At 45.1% G+C, this 17,599-nt stretch carries 19 protein-coding genes; 9 read left to right on the top strand and 10 right to left on the bottom strand.

The window, feature by feature from the left end:
* Position 1: 1 nt before the first annotated feature.
* The 5 genes from NYE43_RS05535 to NYE43_RS05515 form a co-directional block, all read right to left on the bottom strand.
* On the bottom strand, positions 2 to 577 hold the full coding sequence (locus NYE43_RS05535; protein ID WP_010333611.1) for a TetR/AcrR family transcriptional regulator: 576 nt from the start codon (positions 575 to 577) through the stop codon (positions 2 to 4).
* A gap of 150 nt (positions 578 to 727) precedes the next feature.
* Positions 728 to 2,140, bottom strand: coding sequence for a protoporphyrinogen oxidase (gene hemY, locus NYE43_RS05530; RefSeq protein WP_341061207.1), 1,413 nt, complete (start codon positions 2,138 to 2,140; stop codon positions 728 to 730).
* 14 nt (positions 2,141 to 2,154) lie between these two features.
* Positions 2,155 to 3,087 carry a ferrochelatase gene (gene hemH / locus NYE43_RS05525; protein WP_106020617.1) on the bottom strand — a complete coding sequence of 311 codons (933 nt, stop codon included), beginning with the start codon at positions 3,085 to 3,087 and terminating at the stop codon, positions 2,155 to 2,157.
* Between the two features lie 74 nt (positions 3,088 to 3,161).
* A complete protein-coding gene (gene hemE, locus NYE43_RS05520) occupies positions 3,162 to 4,223 on the bottom strand; it encodes a uroporphyrinogen decarboxylase (RefSeq protein ID WP_106022384.1) in 1,062 nt (353 codons plus the stop codon).
* Positions 4,224 to 4,343: 120 nt separating this feature from the next.
* Positions 4,344 to 6,488 (bottom strand): transglycosylase domain-containing protein, encoded by a 2,145-nt coding sequence (locus tag NYE43_RS05515; RefSeq protein ID WP_341061204.1) that lies wholly within the window; start codon positions 6,486 to 6,488, stop codon positions 4,344 to 4,346.
* 121 nt (positions 6,489 to 6,609) lie between these two features.
* On the opposite strand from NYE43_RS05515, the gene hmoB reads away from it, so the two are divergent.
* From hmoB to NYE43_RS05495, 4 genes are all read left to right on the top strand, one after another.
* Complete coding sequence (hmoB, locus tag NYE43_RS05510) at positions 6,610 to 7,110, top strand: heme-degrading oxygenase HmoB (protein WP_341061202.1); 501 nt, start codon at positions 6,610 to 6,612, stop codon at positions 7,108 to 7,110.
* A 50-nt stretch (positions 7,111 to 7,160) separates the two neighbouring features.
* Complete coding sequence (locus NYE43_RS05505) at positions 7,161 to 7,475, top strand: hypothetical protein (RefSeq protein WP_341061200.1); 315 nt, start codon at positions 7,161 to 7,163, stop codon at positions 7,473 to 7,475.
* 79 nt (positions 7,476 to 7,554) lie between these two features.
* The gene (locus tag NYE43_RS05500; protein ID WP_341061198.1) at positions 7,555 to 8,946 is read left to right on the top strand and encodes a hypothetical protein; all 1,392 of its coding nucleotides are present in this window, start codon (positions 7,555 to 7,557) and stop codon (positions 8,944 to 8,946) included.
* 72 nt (positions 8,947 to 9,018) lie between these two features.
* Entirely contained in the window at positions 9,019 to 10,209 is a 1,191-nt protein-coding gene (locus tag NYE43_RS05495; protein WP_095713709.1) for a M20 family metallopeptidase, read from the top strand.
* Positions 10,210 to 10,225: 16 nt separating this feature from the next.
* On the opposite strand, the gene NYE43_RS05490 is transcribed toward NYE43_RS05495, so the two are convergent.
* The 3 genes from NYE43_RS05490 to ecsA are packed head-to-tail and all read right to left on the bottom strand — an operon-like array spanning position 10,226 to position 12,918.
* Positions 10,226 to 10,933 carry an EcsC family protein gene (locus NYE43_RS05490; protein WP_341061196.1) on the bottom strand — a complete coding sequence of 236 codons (708 nt, stop codon included), beginning with the start codon at positions 10,931 to 10,933 and terminating at the stop codon, positions 10,226 to 10,228.
* Positions 10,934 to 10,955: 22 nt separating this feature from the next.
* Positions 10,956 to 12,182, bottom strand: coding sequence for an ABC transporter permease (locus NYE43_RS05485; RefSeq protein WP_101860877.1), 1,227 nt, complete (start codon positions 12,180 to 12,182; stop codon positions 10,956 to 10,958).
* Entirely contained in the window at positions 12,175 to 12,918 is a 744-nt protein-coding gene (gene ecsA, locus NYE43_RS05480; RefSeq protein ID WP_024120782.1) for an ABC transporter ATP-binding protein EcsA, read from the bottom strand. Before ecsA ends, NYE43_RS05485 begins: the two co-directional genes overlap by 8 nt.
* A gap of 489 nt (positions 12,919 to 13,407) precedes the next feature.
* Here ecsA and NYE43_RS05475 point away from each other — a divergent pair, with 489 nt between their 5' ends.
* The 3 genes from NYE43_RS05475 to trpP all read left to right on the top strand — a co-directional run bounded on the left by NYE43_RS05475 (position 13,408) and on the right by trpP (position 15,714).
* Positions 13,408 to 13,845, top strand: a complete 438-nt coding sequence (locus tag NYE43_RS05475) for an HIT family protein (protein ID WP_003327743.1) — start codon at positions 13,408 to 13,410, stop codon at positions 13,843 to 13,845.
* A 147-nt stretch (positions 13,846 to 13,992) separates the two neighbouring features.
* Positions 13,993 to 15,072 (top strand): 3-phosphoserine/phosphohydroxythreonine transaminase, encoded by a 1,080-nt coding sequence (gene serC / locus NYE43_RS05470; protein WP_326231391.1) that lies wholly within the window; start codon positions 13,993 to 13,995, stop codon positions 15,070 to 15,072.
* Between the two features lie 123 nt (positions 15,073 to 15,195).
* Positions 15,196 to 15,714: a tryptophan transporter TrpP gene (gene trpP, locus NYE43_RS05465; protein ID WP_185848128.1), complete on the top strand. Its 519-nt coding sequence runs from the start codon at positions 15,196 to 15,198 to the stop codon at positions 15,712 to 15,714.
* 72 nt (positions 15,715 to 15,786) lie between these two features.
* Here the strand turns inward: trpP and NYE43_RS05460 are convergent, their stop codons facing one another.
* Positions 15,787 to 15,978, bottom strand: coding sequence for a hypothetical protein (locus NYE43_RS05460; protein ID WP_024120779.1), 192 nt, complete (start codon positions 15,976 to 15,978; stop codon positions 15,787 to 15,789).
* A 127-nt stretch (positions 15,979 to 16,105) separates the two neighbouring features.
* Between NYE43_RS05460 and NYE43_RS05455 the strand changes: the two genes are divergently transcribed.
* Positions 16,106 to 16,462 (top strand): YtxH domain-containing protein, encoded by a 357-nt coding sequence (locus NYE43_RS05455; protein ID WP_024120778.1) that lies wholly within the window; start codon positions 16,106 to 16,108, stop codon positions 16,460 to 16,462.
* 177 nt (positions 16,463 to 16,639) lie between these two features.
* On the top strand, positions 16,640 to 17,251 hold the full coding sequence (locus NYE43_RS05450; RefSeq protein WP_127695558.1) for an HTH-type transcriptional regulator Hpr: 612 nt from the start codon (positions 16,640 to 16,642) through the stop codon (positions 17,249 to 17,251).
* Here the strand turns inward: NYE43_RS05450 and NYE43_RS05445 are convergent.
* Positions 17,248 to 17,589, bottom strand: a complete 342-nt coding sequence (locus NYE43_RS05445; RefSeq protein ID WP_024120776.1) for a YhaI family protein — start codon at positions 17,587 to 17,589, stop codon at positions 17,248 to 17,250. The genes NYE43_RS05450 and NYE43_RS05445 overlap by 4 nt on opposite strands.
* Between the last annotated feature and the right edge of the window lie 10 nt (positions 17,590 to 17,599).

Below are 17,599 nucleotides of genomic sequence, written 5' to 3'. Positions count from 1 at the left end.
TCTAGTTGGCTGACAATCCTTTGACAACATACAACTCAAGCAGTTCCGCAATCGTTTCTTTATCAAGCGGGGGATGCTGTTTTTCCCAATCAAAAATGAGCGCGATATAAAGCTTCAACATGACAAAAGCCGTCAGCTCAGGATCACACGGCTTGATATCTCCGTTTTCGACACCCTCTTCTATCTTATTTTTAATATAAGAAAGAATGGAACGCTCCATTTTCTGAATCACGTCCTGAACTGCCATTGTACCAATCTCAGCATTTTCTTGAAAAATTTTAATCGTCAGCTGATGTGTTTTCCTGAATTCAAGAATGGCAAACAGCGCTCTGTGAACATTTTCATGGAACGGGAGATCAGGCTCCATCGCTTCGTCAGCTTTTTGCTTCATTTCTTTTAATAACGTAGAGAAAATATCATCAAACAGCTCTTCTTTATTTTTGAAAAACGTATAGATGGTTCCTTTTCCCACGTTCGCAAGCTTCGCCACCAAATCCATTGTCGTCGCTTTATAGCCAAACTGTGTGAAAGACTTTGTGGCAGCCTCCAAAATGAGCTTTTTTCGATCTATTGACATTGTATATCACCTCAAAACTGACCATTTGAACATTTTAGTCAATAAGTACATATGCAAATGTATCATACCATGCTGAACAATTCAAACATTTTTTACACAATATTGCCATCATCTAGGCACAAAAAACCTCCGTACGAGGTACGGAGGTTTTTAGTCGAATAAATATTTCAGCGCGTCTGACACAGCTGCTTTTCCTTGATCGATACAGTCCGGGATTCCAACACCCTCGAAGGATGCGCCCGTCATGTACACACCAGGATATGAGGAAGCCAGCGCTTCACGGAGCTCATTGATACGGCGTTTATGGCCGACATGGTACTGAGGCATGCTTTCATGCCAGCGCGTGACACATGTCATTTCCGGCTCACCGTTGATTTTCATTACTTTCTTTAAGTCTTCCAGCACAATATTGATAATGTCGTTATCTGAGAGGTCGACGATGGATTCGTCTCCGGCTTTTCCGACATATGCCCGAAGCAGTGTTTTTCCTTCCGGCGCTGCGTGCGGCCATTTTTTGTTCGTCCACGTACAAGCTGTGATCGCGAAATCACTGTTTCTTGAGATGACAAAGCCCGTGCCCTCATGCTCCATTTGAACGGCGCCTTCCGGGAAGCCCAAGGCGACATTCGCCACAGATGTGGAATGCATGTTTTTCAGATTTGCAACAGCCGGCAAATCGGAAATCATTCCTGCGGCAGCTTTATGCGGGGCTGTTACAATCACAGATTCGGCATCAAGGGATACGCCGTTATCAAGATCAAGCGAGTAGCCCGTGCCTTCTCGGCTAATCTTAGTAACCTTTGTGCCTTTGTATACCTTTGTCAGCTTTAGTTGACTTTCGATCTCTTCGACAAGCGTCTGCAGGCCTGTTGTCAGCGTCTGAAACTGCCCTTGTTTTTTGGCTGTCAGCTGCTGGCCGGAGCCTTGAGGTCTTGTTTTTTTCATCCCAAGGATCAGGCTTCTGTGCTTTTGTTCCGTCTGATAGAATTGCGGGAATGTTGACATCAGGCTGAGTTTGTCGATATCACCTGCATAGATGCCTGATAAAAGCGGCTCGATTAAATTCTCGACAACTTCATCCCCGACACGTCTGCGGAAAAATTCTCCCAGTGACTGATCCTCTTTTGATTTACTTGCGGGCAGGATGAAATCCATTGCAGCTCGCGCCTTCCCTGACAGAGAAAACAGCCCCGTTGACACGAACGGCGCGATTTTTGTCGGTATTCCCATTACAGCCCCCTTCGGCATCGGATGCAAAGTGCGGTTGACAAGCACGTAAGATTGTCCGGTCGCATTGTTCACAAGCAGATGGTCAAGACCTAAGTCTTTGACAAGCTGCGGAGCGCTTTTTTTCCGTTCCAGGAATGAATCAGGCCCTCTTTCGATGATATAGCCGTCCTTCTTGACTGTCTGGATTTTTCCGCCTACTCTCGGACTTGCCTCAATAAGCGTCAGCTCAAGCGGCAAATCTTTGTCTCTGATTTCTTTTTCCATGTAGAAGGCGGCGGCTAAACCGGTAATGCCGCCGCCGATGATGACTACATGTTTTTTGCCGTCACTCATGTTCATCGCCTTCTTTAACGTCCTAATTTTTTCAAAACGACTGTTGCTAAAGCATCAATAAATGCCGGCTTAGCGTTTGGCATTTCCGGCCGGTAATAGCTGGCGCCGATATCGTCAGTCACCACTTTGCATTCATAGTCATTGTCATAAAGCACTTCTAGATGGTCCGCGACAAATCCGACAGGCGCATATACAAATGCTTGATAGCCTTTTTGTTCAAATAAATCACGTGTCAGATCTTGCACGTCAGGTCCGAGCCACGGATCAGGCGTATTGCCTTCACTTTGCCAGCCGACAGCGTATTCAGATACGCCTGCGCCTTCAGCGATCAGCTTCGCGGATTCATGAAGCTGATCCGGGTACGGATCTCCGTACTCTTTAATTTTTTCCGGAAGGCTGTGCGCGGAAACGATGAGCATCGCGTTTTCTCTTTCTTCCTTCGGCATTGACGCGTACGTGTCCTTCACTTGGTCAACCCAATATTTCACAAACTTCGGTTCATCGTACCAGCTTTCGACAGACGTAATTGTTAAGCCCCCGAGTTTTTCAGCCTCTTCCTTCGCACGTTTGTTGTAAGACTGCACGCTGAATGTGGAGAAGTGCGGTGCCAATACAAGGCTGACCGCCTCTGTAATGCCGTCCTTATGCATCTCTGCCACAGCGTCTTCAATAAACGGCTCGATATGCTTCAGCCCGATATACGCTTTAAACGTAATCTCATCCTGAATCTCGTTTAAGTGCTGTTCAAGCTTATAAGCCTGTTCTTCTGTGATTTTGGCAAGCGGCGAAATGCCCCCGATTGCTTCATATCTGTCTTTCAGATCCTGAAGCATTTCAGGCTCAGGCTTTCTGCCTCTTCTGATATGTGTATAATAACGCTCTATATCTTCTTCTTTGTAAGGCGTGCCGTACGCCATAATGAGAAGCCCCATTTTCTTTTTACCCACTGTTTACACCCTCTTTAGATGATCTATCACAAAACAATTTTGACAGGCTTTTATCCTGATACCAAAAAATATGCTCAGGAGTATTGGCCTATTTTCTTTGATTGAGAATATTCATGTACAAATGCAGTCAGCTTTTTCAGCACTTCCGGACTGACATCAGGAAATACACCGTGCCCGAGGTTAAAAATGAAGCTGTCCGATTTTAAGCCTTGATCAAGAATCTCTTTCGTTCTCTTCTCGATCACTTCCCAAGGAGCAAGCAAAATGGACGGGTCCAGGTTGCCTTGCACCGTTTTGGTGATGCCTTTTGATCTGGCTTCATCAATGCCGAGTCTCCAATCGAGCCCCACAACATCGAGAGGCAGGTCATGCCAATCCGTTGCTAAATGGCTGGCACCTACACCAAACATGATAAGCGGCACATTTTCCGATGCCAGCTCAGAAAAAATTCGGTTCATCACCGGTTTGATGTACGTTCTGTAATCCGCTTGATTCAGCGCGCCAACCCATGAATCAAAGATTTGAATGGCTTTTGCGCCCGCCTTAATTTGCGCTTTCGCGTACACGATAATCATGTCGGCAAGCTTTGTCATCAGCAGGTTCCAGGCATCCGGCATGCTGTACATAAAGGCTTTTGTTTTATTGTAGTTTTTCGAAGGCCCGCCTTCGATCATATAGCTGGCAAGCGTAAAAGGCGCACCAGAGAAACCGATTAGCGGGACGTCAAGCTGTTCATTGACAAGCAGTTTGATCGTTTCGAGCACATACGGCACGTCCTGTTCCGGCTCAAGCTTGCCGAGCTTTTCAATGTCCTGCAGAGAACGAATCGGCTGATCAATCACCGGCCCGATTCCATTTTTAATTTCAACATCTACACCGATCGACGGAAGCGGCGTCATAATATCTTTATAAAGGATTGCAGCATCGACTCCGTATTGCTCGACCGGAAGTCTTGTGACGTACGCACACAATTCGGGCTGATGTGTAATTTCGAACAATCCGTATTTTTCCTTCAGCTTACGGTACTCCGGCTGTGAGCGCCCGGCTTGTCTCATGTACCAAACAGGCGTGTGATCCGCTTTTTCTCCCCGCGCAGCTTTTAAAAACGTCTCGTTAAACGTTTCTCGTTTCCTCATCTGATTTCCACCTTTCATACTGCAACCATACGTTCGTGTTCCTTGACCATTACACTATACCTCGTTTTGGGCAAATGGTATAGAAATGCGGCTCAAAGTTCAAAAAATCGCCGAATTCCATTAAGAGGAAAACAGTTTCGGCTGAACGTAATCGGTTCCTTCTCCTTCTTTTTTTGTCTGTGTATTATAAGGCACCACTTTATAGGAAGCGCCCGAAAACAAATTGGCATATGGGATCTCATAGCTTCCCTTTCCTTCAACAGAATCAAGAAGCGTTTCCTTGCCGTCCTTATTTACATAAATTCTGTACACTGCCCGATCATCCTCTTGCGCATCCCATTTTAATTCAATCGTAAACAGCCCCGCTGCCCTAAATGTATAGTCAGCCGTCAGCGTTTTGACAGGCTCAAGCTCAATTGGGCTTTCAAGTTCTTTTACTTTTTTAGGCTTCGCAAACGCAGAACCCGTTTCGCCAGCCTGTGTCAAAATATCCTTAAACATTCTGGTCGGATATGCGCTTCCGCCTTTTAAGTAATGGTTTTGATCTGTTTTGTCATAGCCCATCCAGACAGCTCCCGTTATGTTCGGCGTATAACCTGCAAACCAGGCATCCTTTGTTGCGCCGGAAACGCCTGTATATGAAGTAGAACCGGTTTTCCCGGCAAGATCGCCGTGATAGGTGCCGGACGTTGCTGTTCCCTTCTTAACCACCTGCTGAAGCATTCTCGTCATGTTCCAAGACGTCTGTTTGCTGAATACTCGTTTTCCTTCTTCTTTATGATCGGCTATTGTTTCCCCGTCTTCATCTGTTATGTTTGAAATAAAGTACGGCTCGGTGTATGTTCCATTCGCGGCAAACGTATGAAAAGCGCCGGCAAGCTGGAGGGGTGACACGCCTTTTTCCAAACCGCCGAGAGCCAGAGCAAGCCCTTCATCCGGTATATCAATGCCGTTTGCCTTCAAATAAGATTTCCCCGTTTCCACACCGATCTCATTCAGCGTCCACACTGCAGGCGCGTTTTTGCTGTAAGTGATGGCATCAGACATCGTGACTTCCCCTTCATAACGGCCGTCATAGTTTTTCGGTGTGTAATCTCCGTAGGATTGTAATTCATCCTTTAACAGAGAGTACGGCTTGAATTTCTTTTCCTGCATCGCAGGTCCGTATACGGCCAGCGGCTTAAACGTTGACCCCGGCTGGCGCACAGCTGTCACACGATTATATCCTTTAGCCGTGTAATCTCTTCCGCCGATCGCTGCTTCCACACCGCCCGTTTTATTGTTGATAAAGACTGCGCTTCCTTCAGCATCTTGATCTGTTCCGGGATAATAGCTGCCTTCCTTCATGACTTGATATGCCGTTTTTTGCAGTTTTGAATCAAGCGGCACCTTAATCGTGTACCCGCCTTGAAGCAGCTGCTCTCCGGAAATGGAATACTTGTCCTCCGCTTCTTGGATCACAAGGTCAATATAGCTGTCAAACCAAGGTGTTTCCGACTGTTTTTTCACGTTCAGCCCGAGCGTCCTCCCCTGCGCGCTGACAGCCTCTTTCGCACTGATATAGCCTTGGTCATTCATCATGCCGAGAATCGTATCACGCCGCTCCTTGCTTTTATCAGGATGCAAAACAGGAGAATACGTAGAAGGCGCCTTCGGAATAGCAGCCAAGACCGCGCCTTCTGACACGGTTAAATCTTTAACTTCCTTATTAAAATAATAATGGGATGCAGCTTGAATTCCATAAACCCCGTGTCCGAAGTATAGCTGGTTCAGATACATTTCCAGCAGCTTGTCCTTGCTGTAATCCCGTTCAAGGTTGATCGCTATGATCACTTCTTTCGTTTTTCTTAAAAACGTTTTGTCATGTGTCAGAAAAATATTTTTGGCAAGCTGCTGGGTGATCGTGCTCGCGCCTTCTACTTTTCCTCCTGCTAATATATCGCGGTACACCGCTCTTCCGACAGATTTCACATCGATACCGTGGTGTTCATAAAATCTCTTATCTTCCACTGAGATAAACGCTTCTCTGACCTCTTTCGGAATTTCATTGATAGAGACCGGTTCACGATTTTCTGTATACAGACTTGCGACCTCATCCTCGTTTTGGTCAACAATTTTTGAAGATGCGTGAAGGATCAGCTTCTTTTCATCTATGACATAATGACCGAGAAAAATAATTGAAATATATCCTATTAAAGCGAGAAAAGCAGTTAACACTAAAATAATGATGGGAATGAAAAGTTTCTTTTTCTTTATCTTAAACATGAACTCACCTCGCCTTTCTAAAGGTAGTATGGGAAAAATTGTTTGGATTTATGTTTGAAGCAGTCGCCAATAGAAACTTATACCATTGTTTTGATATACTAGCAAGCAGGAGGTGGCTGATATGAAGGTTTATATTACATATGGGACAGCCGATTTTTTGAAAAACATCGTGCAAAAACATTTCTCGGAAAATATGCTTTTGATGCAGGGACAGGAAAATGCGATTTTAATTCACGAAACAAACGGAGAAACGGTTTTTCAGGCCCCCCATTCCTATGAAGTCATTGACCGAGTCGGGGACTTGAAGCATCCCGGTTTCGCAGTATTGAACAATATAGCCGTCACACAGGAAGGACGGCCGCTGTTTGAAAACAGATTTAAAAACAGAGCGGGAAAAGTCGAAAACGAGCCCGGTTTTGAAGCCATTCGTGTCCTGCGTCCGCTTGACAGCGACACGTACGTCATTCTCACCTTGTGGGAAACAGAAAGAGCCTTCCAAGACTGGCAGCAGTCAGGCTCATACAAAGAAGCCCACAAAAAACGCGGCACGTCTGCCAGAGTTGACACAACGTCCATTTTCTCCCGGCCTTCGTATGTCACCACATATGTTGCTGTCGAATAGCTGCCGGAATGTCCGGCAGCTTTTTTTATGGCGAAAGGGAGGGAAGCTAGATGAAGTATATTTGCCCAGTCTGCGGGTTTAAAGGGCTGACAGAACCGGCATATGATGACCAAGGGCATCACTCCTATGAAATCTGCTCGTGCTGCGGCTTCCAATTCGGATTTGACGATTTTGAAATGACGCGTGAGGACGGTTCATATTTAGAGCCTTCGGAAAGCATAATCGCCTACCGAAAAAACTGGCTTGCTGTCGGTGCCGTTATTTTTTCACCCGAATGCTACCCGCAGCATCAGCAGCAGGCTAAAAAAGTATTGAAGCACGAGTTGATCGAGCAGCTAAAACATATTCATGTCTATCTGAAGTAATATCTGCGGTCAGATGCTATCTGTCCCGGCACCTTCCGCCCGCCTATGAATAATCTGTAGGAAGCGGAAGGAGTGATCAATGATGGAAATCGGGATTATGTCTGTTCATGTTCTTTATGTGTTTTTTATTGGAGCGATCATTCTTTTTATGCTGTTGCGAAAAGATACAACCTTTATTTCGTTATTTGGGATTTTCATCATTTCGTTATGGGCCAGCCATTCGCTTTCAGCTTCGGTCAGCAGTTTATTCCACAGCTTCATCTATGCGGCATCTGAGCTGCTCCCTACGATTTTCATCATCTGTTTTATCGTGTCTATGAGTGATGTGTTAACGAAAACAGGGATAAATGAAGCGATGATTTCTCCCTTTGTCCGTCTTGTTAAAGGTCCTGTAATTGCATACTGGCTGATTGGCGGACTGATGTTTGCCATTTCTCTATTCTTCTGGCCTTCGCCGGGTGTCGCTTTAATCGGCGCCGTTCTGCTTCCGGCAGCCGCCCGTGCCGGCCTGCCGCCTATCGCTGCCGCCATGGCAATGAATTTATTCGGGCACGGCTTTGCCCTTTCAGGAGACTTTGTCATTCAGGCAGCGCCAAAACTGACAGCTGATGCAGCAGGCATCCCTGTCGGTGATGTCATCTCAGCAAGCATTCCGCTCGTTCTGATTATGGGCGTGACCACAACAACTGCCGCTTTCTTTATGATTCAGCGTGAACGCAAAAAACAATTGCGGCCCGCTTCTTTTTCCCCGATGATGTCAGAAGAACATGACACTTCAATGTATTTGCCGAAACGTCTTCGGTCATTGCTGGCTCTTTTGATTCCTCTTGTATTTGGCGCCGATATCGCGTGCATGGTCATATTCAACCTTCAAGGAAATGATGCAACCGCGTTAATTGGCGGATCGGCCATTTGCATCCTGCTGATCGTTCATTTCCTTGTGTATAAACAGAAAGGGCTTGAAAAAATCACTGGATATTTTATCGAGGGGTTTCAATTCGGCTTTAAGGTTTTCGGTCCCGTCATTCCAATTGCCGCTTTCTTTTATCTTGGTGATTCCGGCTATGAGAGCATCTTGGGTACTGAACTCCCTAAACATTCACACGGCATTGTCAATGATCTCGGCATCGCCTTATCCCACGCCATGCCTATGTCTAAGGAGCTTGCCGCCGCAGCCTTGACTGCCGCTGGAGCCGTAACCGGACTCGACGGTTCAGGTTTTTCAGGCATTTCCCTCGCCGGCTCCATCGCCAAGCTCTTTTCATCCGCTCTCCATGCTGATCCAGCCGTCCTGACCGCACTCGGGCAAATATCAGCTATCTGGGTGGGCGGCGGTACGCTTATTCCATGGGCGCTCATTCCCGCCGCAGCCATTTGCAAGGTCGATCCATTTGAGCTTGCCAGAAAGAACTTCCTCCCCGTTGTGATCGGACTTTCGGTGACAACCATTGCAGCGATGATCATGCTTTGAAACCCGACCAGTTGAAATATTCAGACTTTTTCTATACAATCATGGAAAAGCTTAGAAAAGGGGGAAGCGGCTTTGTCCATAAAGACGCTGCAAAAAGAGATAAACAAACAGCTCGACAGCTGTTTCGATGAAATGGTGGAAATCAGGCGCCATTTCCATATGTACCCTGAACTGTCCAATCAGGAAGAAAAAACAGCCGCTTTTATTGCTTCCTATTACGAATCGTTAGGAGTCCCGATCCGCACCAAAGTCGGCGGCAATGGAGTTTTGGCTTATATTGAAGGCAGCGAGCCCGGTCCTGCTGTCGCATTGCGGGCCGATTTTGACGCCCTTCCCATCCAGGATGAAAAAGATGTTCCTTACGCCTCCAAAGTGCCCGGTGTCATGCATGCATGCGGCCATGACGGCCATACAGCGGCTCTGCTTGCCGTCGGAAAGGTGCTTTATCAGAACAGGCATGATCTGAAAGGAACATTTATTATGATCCACCAGCACGCTGAGGAGTACGCGCCAGGGGGCGCAAAACCGATGATTGAAGACGGCTGTCTTGAAAACGCAGACGTCATATTCGGCACCCATCTTTGGGCGACTGAGCCGATCGGTACCATTCTCTGCCGCTCCGGTGCCGTAATGGCCGCAGCTGACAGATTTACAATCAGCATTCACGGAAAGGGCGGCCATGGCGCTCACCCCCATGATACAAAAGACGCCGTCCTAATCGGCTCGCAAATCGTTTCCTCGCTGCAGCATATTGTCAGCCGTAAAGTCAATCCGATTCACTCCGCTGTCATATCGACAGGCTCTTTCATGGCTGATAACCCGTTTAATGTGATTGCAGACCATGCAACTCTCATTGGCACAGCTCGTTCGTTTAATGAAAATGTCCGCGACATTCTGGAAAAAGAAATCGAAGCTGTTGTAAAAGGAGTGTGCAGCATGCACGGCGCTTCCTATGACTACAACTATGAACGCGGCTACCCGGCGGTAGTCAATCACCCTGCGGAGACCGACCATCTGGTAAACGTCGCAAAAGCCACAGACGGCGTTCATCAGGTTCTTCAAGGTGAACCGCAAATGGGCGGCGAAGATTTTTCTTATTACTTACAGCATGTCAAAGGAACCTTTTTCTTTACCGGCGCCGCTCCTGAACAGCCTGAACGTATCTTTTCCCACCACCATCCAAAATTTGATATCAATGAAAAAGCGATGCTGACTGCTGCAAAAGTGCTTGCGGGCGCTGCAATCACTTACCATTTATCTTAAAAAAACAGCCGGAGTTTTACTCTCCGGCTGTTTCCTTTAATATTCTCAGATGAAAAACGTGTCTTGCTGTATCTCCAAGCTGAGCAAGCAGTTTATAATTGGCAATTCCGCCGACTGCAGCCCCTACCCCTGGTAAAAGCTGAAAAAGCTTGACGACATCAATATAATCGCGATACTCCTGCTGAAACACTCTCCAGTCAATATCCTTTTTCTCCGTCTCCCAGTTTTCAATGACAGAAAAAAGCGATTTGCGGCAGTCAGCACTTGAAAAAGCAAGCTGAAATACAAGAAGCAAAAACATCCTTTCTTCTGCATTCTTCACATCAAAGCCGTATATCGAGGACAAAGTGAATAAACATTTCATCTTAATGGAAAGCAGCAGCGGGAAATCGGCAATACCTAAAAAGATGCCGCCCGCCCCGGTGCCGACTCCTTCAGCAGCCGCCACTTTCTGATAAGAAGCAATCGTTTTTTTCGCAAGCTCGTTTTTTTCACTGAGTGAAAGCGTGCTTGTATCCTTCTTATAAGTGGTGATATTAGATCCTGCCATCGTTGCTTCCACCATTTTTTTCACGCTTTCAGTTACCGCTGCATGAATTTTTTCAGGTATTCGTTCATTCACCTTTGTTTGCACACGCTTTGAGAAGCGTTCAAACATGGAATCCTTTCGCAAAAAATGCATTTTCCATTGAAGAGCTTCCTGCATCAGCAGATTCTCGCTCATTTGACCTACCCCTTTTTTCAGCTCACAGCTTTCCGTGTTTTTTTAATCTGGCGGTCATGTAAGACGGCAGAACGACAAAGATCAAGACGGCAGAGCCGATCAGCGCGTACAGAAAACCTGCAGCGCCCGCAGCATATGCAGAGGCCGCTGCCATGAGCAGAGCCTGCACGCTAAGCGCAGTTTTTAATAGAGAAAAATAGCTTTTCAGCTTCGCTTCCTTTTTGACAGGATATAGCTCTTGAAGCGCCAGATGGTCAAAGTGGCCAAACAGCGGCAGAAGCTGAATGCCTGTGATAAAGACGGTAAACACAGTCAAAATCCCTGCGATCATCGGGCTTGCAGACGCATACATAATAATCAGCGCGAAAATAACGGTTAATCTGACTTGAATGCCCAGATAATCACTTGAACGCAAAAACGCGCGGGCAAACATATAGGCGAACGTTTTACGCTGTTCAAACGGCACAAACCGCAGCAAAAAGTCGAGATACGCTCTCCGTTTCGCTTGTTTCTTTAAATGCGGCACATCCGTAAACAGATTGGCAATCCGGTAAAAACGCTGCTTGCGTCTCAATTCGTATTCAATATGGCTTTCCCATTTAAATGTTTTTCCTTTTGCAGCGGAAGACACATAAAGATAAAGAGCCGCCATAATGATATAGATCACAAGCGCATACACATAAACAGACTGAAAAACAAAATACAGAACGAGTGTATTAGCGGCAAAACGAATGACAAGATCCATCTGTTTCACGCTTCGGTCATTTTGAAACGTCATACGCCATTCCAAGGCCTGATTCCACGCTTTCAGCAGCAGAAGCTGTACAAATACCGCCGCGTACGACACGAGCGATGCTCCCGGCGTGACAGCGAAATAAAGCGGCATCGCTACAAGGCTCAGTGCAATCAGCGGAAACAGCTGGGACACATAGCTGTAAACAAACGCCTGTCTCAAATACGGCTCCATCTTAGCCTCAAGCGGCAATAAGAAGACAAGGTCAGCCTCCTTTAAAAGCGTCCGCACATAAGATCCTGTCAGAACGAGTGAAAACAGAACGGCCATCACCCAAAAGGACGGAAAGTGAGCGGGAATGTCCCGTACCCATTTGCTGTACCAGCTCGCCGCACCTGCGATAAAAAAGATCAAAACGATAACGAGGTGATCGTTGAGCATATATTTCATATACATTCTTGTTTCTTTAATATGCTCCTGCAGCCGTGACTGCCAAATATCCAGCATGTTATTCATGGCCAGCGTCTTCCTTTGTGAGCTCTAGATACAAATCATCCAGCGCCGCGTCCTTCATTCCAAACTGCTCTCTGAGCTCGGACAGCGTGCCGCGCGCCCGCACTTCGCCGTTATGTAAAATGATAAACGAATCGCAATAGCGCTCCGCCGTTGCCAGGATGTGCGTTGACATCAGCACGCTCGCCCCGCTTTTCTTCGCTTCATTCATCCGCTCAAGCAGAGCATTAATTGCCAGCGGATCAAGTCCCAGAAACGGCTCATCAATGATGTAGAGCGCAGGCTCTGCCAAAAACGCACACATGATCATGACCTTCTGCTTCATTCCTTTAGAAAAATGCGCCGGGAACCATTTCAGCCTTTTTTCCATTCGAAATTCCTTTAACAGCGGCGGCAATCTTTTTTCCATCGTTTCTTTTGAAAGGCCGTATGCCATCGCCGTCAATTCAAGGTGTTCCATCAGCGTCAGTTCTTCATATAAGACGGGTGTCTCAGGAATATAAGTGAATTGGGACCGATAGCCTTCCCGATCCTCAGCAAAGGTTTTCCCGTTTAACTCAATAGATCCTTTATGCGGGTCCATCAGCCCGATGATATGTCTGATTGTTGTACTTTTACCTGCACCATTTAAACCGATTAAACCGACAATTTGGTTCGGCTCAAGGGTGAATGACACGTTTTTCAAAACCGGATTTCTCGTATAACCGCCGGTTAAGTCTTTTACCGATAGCAGAGACATAGTTTCTCCCCTTATATTGTTTTTCTTCATAGTACCAAAAACAAAGCCTGATTTGAAACAATTCCCTTTTAACAAATGATGAATTTGCTGTAATAAAGAGACAGGTTTCTGGACAATATAATCGTTGTAGAGGAAAAAGCATATCAACTGAAAAATGAGGTGTTTGTCAAAGACGTCTTAGGCACAGTTGGATAGAAAATAACATGTCCTATGCTCAAACCTTTTTGCATTCACTGAATTGATGAATCTTCATTTCTGAAGCTGACTATCAAATGAGGTGTTTATCGCAGGAATCGTTAGGCATTAAACAAGTCTTCATTTTATTGACAAATGAGGTGCTTACCAAAGGCATATCACATTTTCTTCATAAAGCTGATTCCTCTGCATTCAGGGTGAACGCTCCGCCGTTCATCCTGTTTTCTATTTTCTTCATTTCTGTGGTACGATGAGTTTATACATAAAAAAACAATTTCATAAGGAGGAACCCTCATGCATAGTGCAGAGAATTGTATCTTTTGTAAAATTATCGCCGGCGAAATCCCGTCAGCAAAGGTTTATGAAGATGAACATGTGCTGGCATTTCTCGATATCAGCCAAGTGACGAAAGGCCACACCCTTGTTATCCCGAAAACCCATATTGAAAATGTTTACGAATTTACAGACGAATTAGCGAAACAATATTTTCACGCCGTTCCGAAAATTGCCCGCGCCATCAGGGATGAATTTGAACCGATCGGCTTAAATACGTTAAACAACAACGGCGAAAAAGCAGGACAATCTGTTTTCCATTACCATATGCATATTATCCCGCGCTACGGAAAAGGAGACGGATTCGGAGCAGTGTGGAAAACACATGCAGATGATTACAAACCGGAAGATCTCCAAGACATTTCTTCATCCATTGCCAAACGCCTGGCCTCATCATAAAGATGAGGTTTTTTTATTTGTGAACAATTCGCAAATATTCGTCATTTTCTTTTGATAATTCTAATTTTTTATCAAAAAAACTGAATTTTTGTGATAGGATAATTGTATTATTTATTACATTAACGTGGAAAACAGGGAGAGATCATGATGGAACGTACAACGAATTTTAACGCAGGTCCTGCAGCGCTGCCATTAGAAGTTCTGCAAACAGCACAGAAAGAGTTTATTGATTTTAATGAATCCGGCATGTCCGTTATGGAGCTTTCCCACCGCAGCAAAGAATATGAAGCGGTGCATCAAAAAGCGAAAAGCTTGCTGATTGAACTGATGGGCATCCCGGAAGACTATGACATTCTGTTTCTTCAAGGCGGGGCAAGCCTTCAATTCTCAATGCTTCCGATGAACTTTTTAACACCTGAAAAAACCGCTCATTTTGTGATGACAGGCGCTTGGTCTGAAAAAGCGCTCGCTGAAGCGAAACTGTTCGGAAACACATCTGTGACGGCGACAAGCGAATCAGACAATTACAGCTACATTCCCAAGGTTGACCTTACAGATGTAAAAGACGGCGCATATTTACATATTACATCTAACAATACGATTTTCGGCACACAGTGGCAAGAATTCCCGAATTCTCCAATTCCGCTTGTCGCTGACATGTCCAGCGATATTTTAAGCCGAAAAATCGATGTATCCAAATTTGACGTCATTTACGGCGGTGCCCAAAAAAACCTTGGTCCTTCAGGTGTTACCGTTGTCGTAATGAAAAAATCATGGCTGCAAAATGAAAATGCCAACGTTCCGAAAATCCTTAAATATTCAACACATGTCAAAGCGGATTCTCTTTACAACACTCCGCCTACATTTGCCATTTATATGCTGAGCCTCGTCCTTGAGTGGCTGAAGAAAAACGGCGGAGTTGAAGCCGCTGAACAGCGCAACGAACAAAAAGCACAGGTTCTTTACAGCTGCATTGACGAAAGCAATGGCTTCTATAAAGGCCATGCCAGAAAGGATAGCCGTTCACGCATGAACGTTACCTTTACGCTCCGTGATGACGGTTTAACGAAAAAGTTCGTTCAGGAGGCAAAAGAAACAAAAATGGTAGGCCTTGGCGGACACCGTTCAGTAGGAGGCTGCCGTGCTTCCATTTATAATGCGGTGTCACTGGAAGACTGTGAAAAATTAGCTGCGTTCATGAAGAAATTCCAGCAGGAAAATGAGTAAAAAGTCTGGCTGTGCAAACCATTCGTTTGGTATACTGTTTGCATAACAAATTCTTTAAGCCTTCGCAATAAATGATGAGCATATTATTGGAGGGCAAAAAGCTTAGCAGAGGAGAGCATAGTTATGAAAACAAAAGAGTTAGTCATTATGGCTCTGTTTGCCGCAATCGGCGCAGCGCTCCATTCCATTATTCCGCCCTTTTTAGGCGGGATGAAACCAGATATGATGCTGATCATGATGTTTATGGGCATCCTTCTGTTCCCGCGGGTGCAAAATGTACTCGTTATCGGGATTGTGACCGGGATCATTTCAGCTCTTACAACCGCATTTCCGGCCGGACAGATTCCGAATATCATTGACAAACCTGTATCAGCGTTTCTGTTTTTCTTCCTGTTCCTTCTGGTCAGAAAGAGCCAGAAAACAGCTGCAGCCACAGTGCTGACAGTCATCGGCACCATCTTATCAGGAACTGTATTTTTAACGTCAGCTTTATTTATCGTCGGTTTGCCTGGCGGTTTCGCCGCATTATTCGCCGCAGTCGTTCTTCCGGCAGCTGTATTGAATACAATTGCCATGATCATAATGTATCCGATTGTGCAAACCATTTTAAGACGCTCAAGTTTTATGGAAGCTGCAAAATAAATGTGACACAAAACCTCTTCCGCTTCCGGGAGAGGTTTTTTTAAAAAAGAGCCCGCAGCATGTCAGCATGTTTTAAGCGAGGAGTTTTGTGAAAAAGATAAGACATAGTGTAAAGGCGGTTCCGGTTGAACAAACAAGCGCTTTCTGCCGGATGACTTTCTTCGGCGGATAAGAAGCAGCCTGGCTGAGAAGTCTGATATAGTAAATGGCGCCTGTTGCAAAGGCAAGGGTGATGCAGGATAACACAATCATAAAGACAGACAACCTTCTCCCTCCTTTTCACTTAAAAAATATGCTAAAATAAAGCAAGCTATGTATAGAAGTTCATTCTTCGAACAAAATTGAAAAAGCTGCACGTATCATATTTCAAGAAAAAAACGGGGTGATTTTAATGGCGGACGGACGTTCTCTATTAACAGGACTATTCGTGGGCGGCATCATCGGTGGTGCTGCAGTTCTTCTATCAGCACCTTCTTCAGGTAAACAGCTGCGTGAAAAAATCAAAACCAATTGCGATTCTTTTGAAGAAACGATCAAGCGCTTAAAATCAGACGGCTTAACTTTAAAGGACCAGCTAGTGAAAGCGGCAAAAGAAAGTGCAGATGTCATTAAAGACGTGAGCGGTGAACTGCAAACCTCAATTAAAAAATGGCAGGAAGAGATCAAACCTCATCAGCAGGATCTTCAAAAAGAAATCGCCGATATTGAAGAAAAAATCAAACAGCTGGAGAAAACCTTACAAAACTAATATCCTATTCAAAGGAAAAAAGTGCGGGTCAAAACATGACCTGCACTTTTTTTATTCGCAAAAGCCTTTCCTAGCAACGGCTCAAGAATTTATTAAAAAATTCTTACATTTTCATCTTTATTAATCTTTATTTTATTGGCATAATAGAGAAAAAGATAAAGAGAAGCAGGTGACGTAATGAATCAAGTGGAACCGCCTTATGATGTGAAAGAGGCTCTGGTCTTCACCCAGAAAATGGCTCAGCTTAGCAAAGCTCTTTGGAAATCGATTGAGAAGGATTGGCAGCAATGGCTCAAACCGTATGACCTGAATATTAATGAGCACCATATTTTATGGATTGCTTATCAGCTGAATGGAGCTTCCATTTCTGAAATTGCAAAGTTCGGAGTCATGCACGTTTCAACTGCATTTAACTTTTCAAAAAAGCTTGAGGAACGCGGGTATTTAAGGTTTTCAAAACGGCTGAACGATAAACGAAACACATATGTTCAGCTGACTGAGGAAGGAACTGAGGTATTCTGGAGCTTGCTTGAAGAATTTGATCCGACGCGCAACGCGGTTTTTAAAGGGTCACAGCCTCTGTATCATTTATTCGGAAAGTTCCCTGAAGTGGCAGAAATGATGTGTATGATCCGCCATATATACGGCGATGATTTTATGGAAATCTTTGAAACATCACTCACAAATATCGACAACGACTTTGAAAGCGTAAACGGAAAACTGAAGAAAAAAGCAACGGACACTGCTGCGGATAAATCAGCCGAAGAACTTGAACCTGTAAACAGTTAATCAAAGTGTCTGATAATGTCTATAAAAACTTCCATCAGTTCTTTATAAAGCCCCTGCTCATACAGGGCAAAAATCGTTTCATGAACATCTAATTTTTCGTTCAGCTGTCCGGCAAAAAGCGCAAGGAGCTTATCAAAGGTTACAAATCCTTGCGCTTTTTGTGCTGCCAGCTCCTCCGACAATTCACCGCATATGCGCACAACCTCTTCCCCTTCTTCTCTGCTCAGCCCTTTATCAATCAGCAGCGCATAGAAAGGGTACCTGTCCATATCCACTGTTTTCACTAATAATTGTATGTAATATTCCAATCGCTCAATGCGATGATCCATCGAATCCATCCACACCACT

The organism is Bacillus sp. FSL R5-0434 (assembly GCF_038004745.1).
Classification (GTDB): domain Bacteria; phylum Bacillota; class Bacilli; order Bacillales; family Bacillaceae; genus Bacillus; species Bacillus halotolerans.
This window is presented reverse-complemented; position numbering and strand designations above follow the sequence as displayed.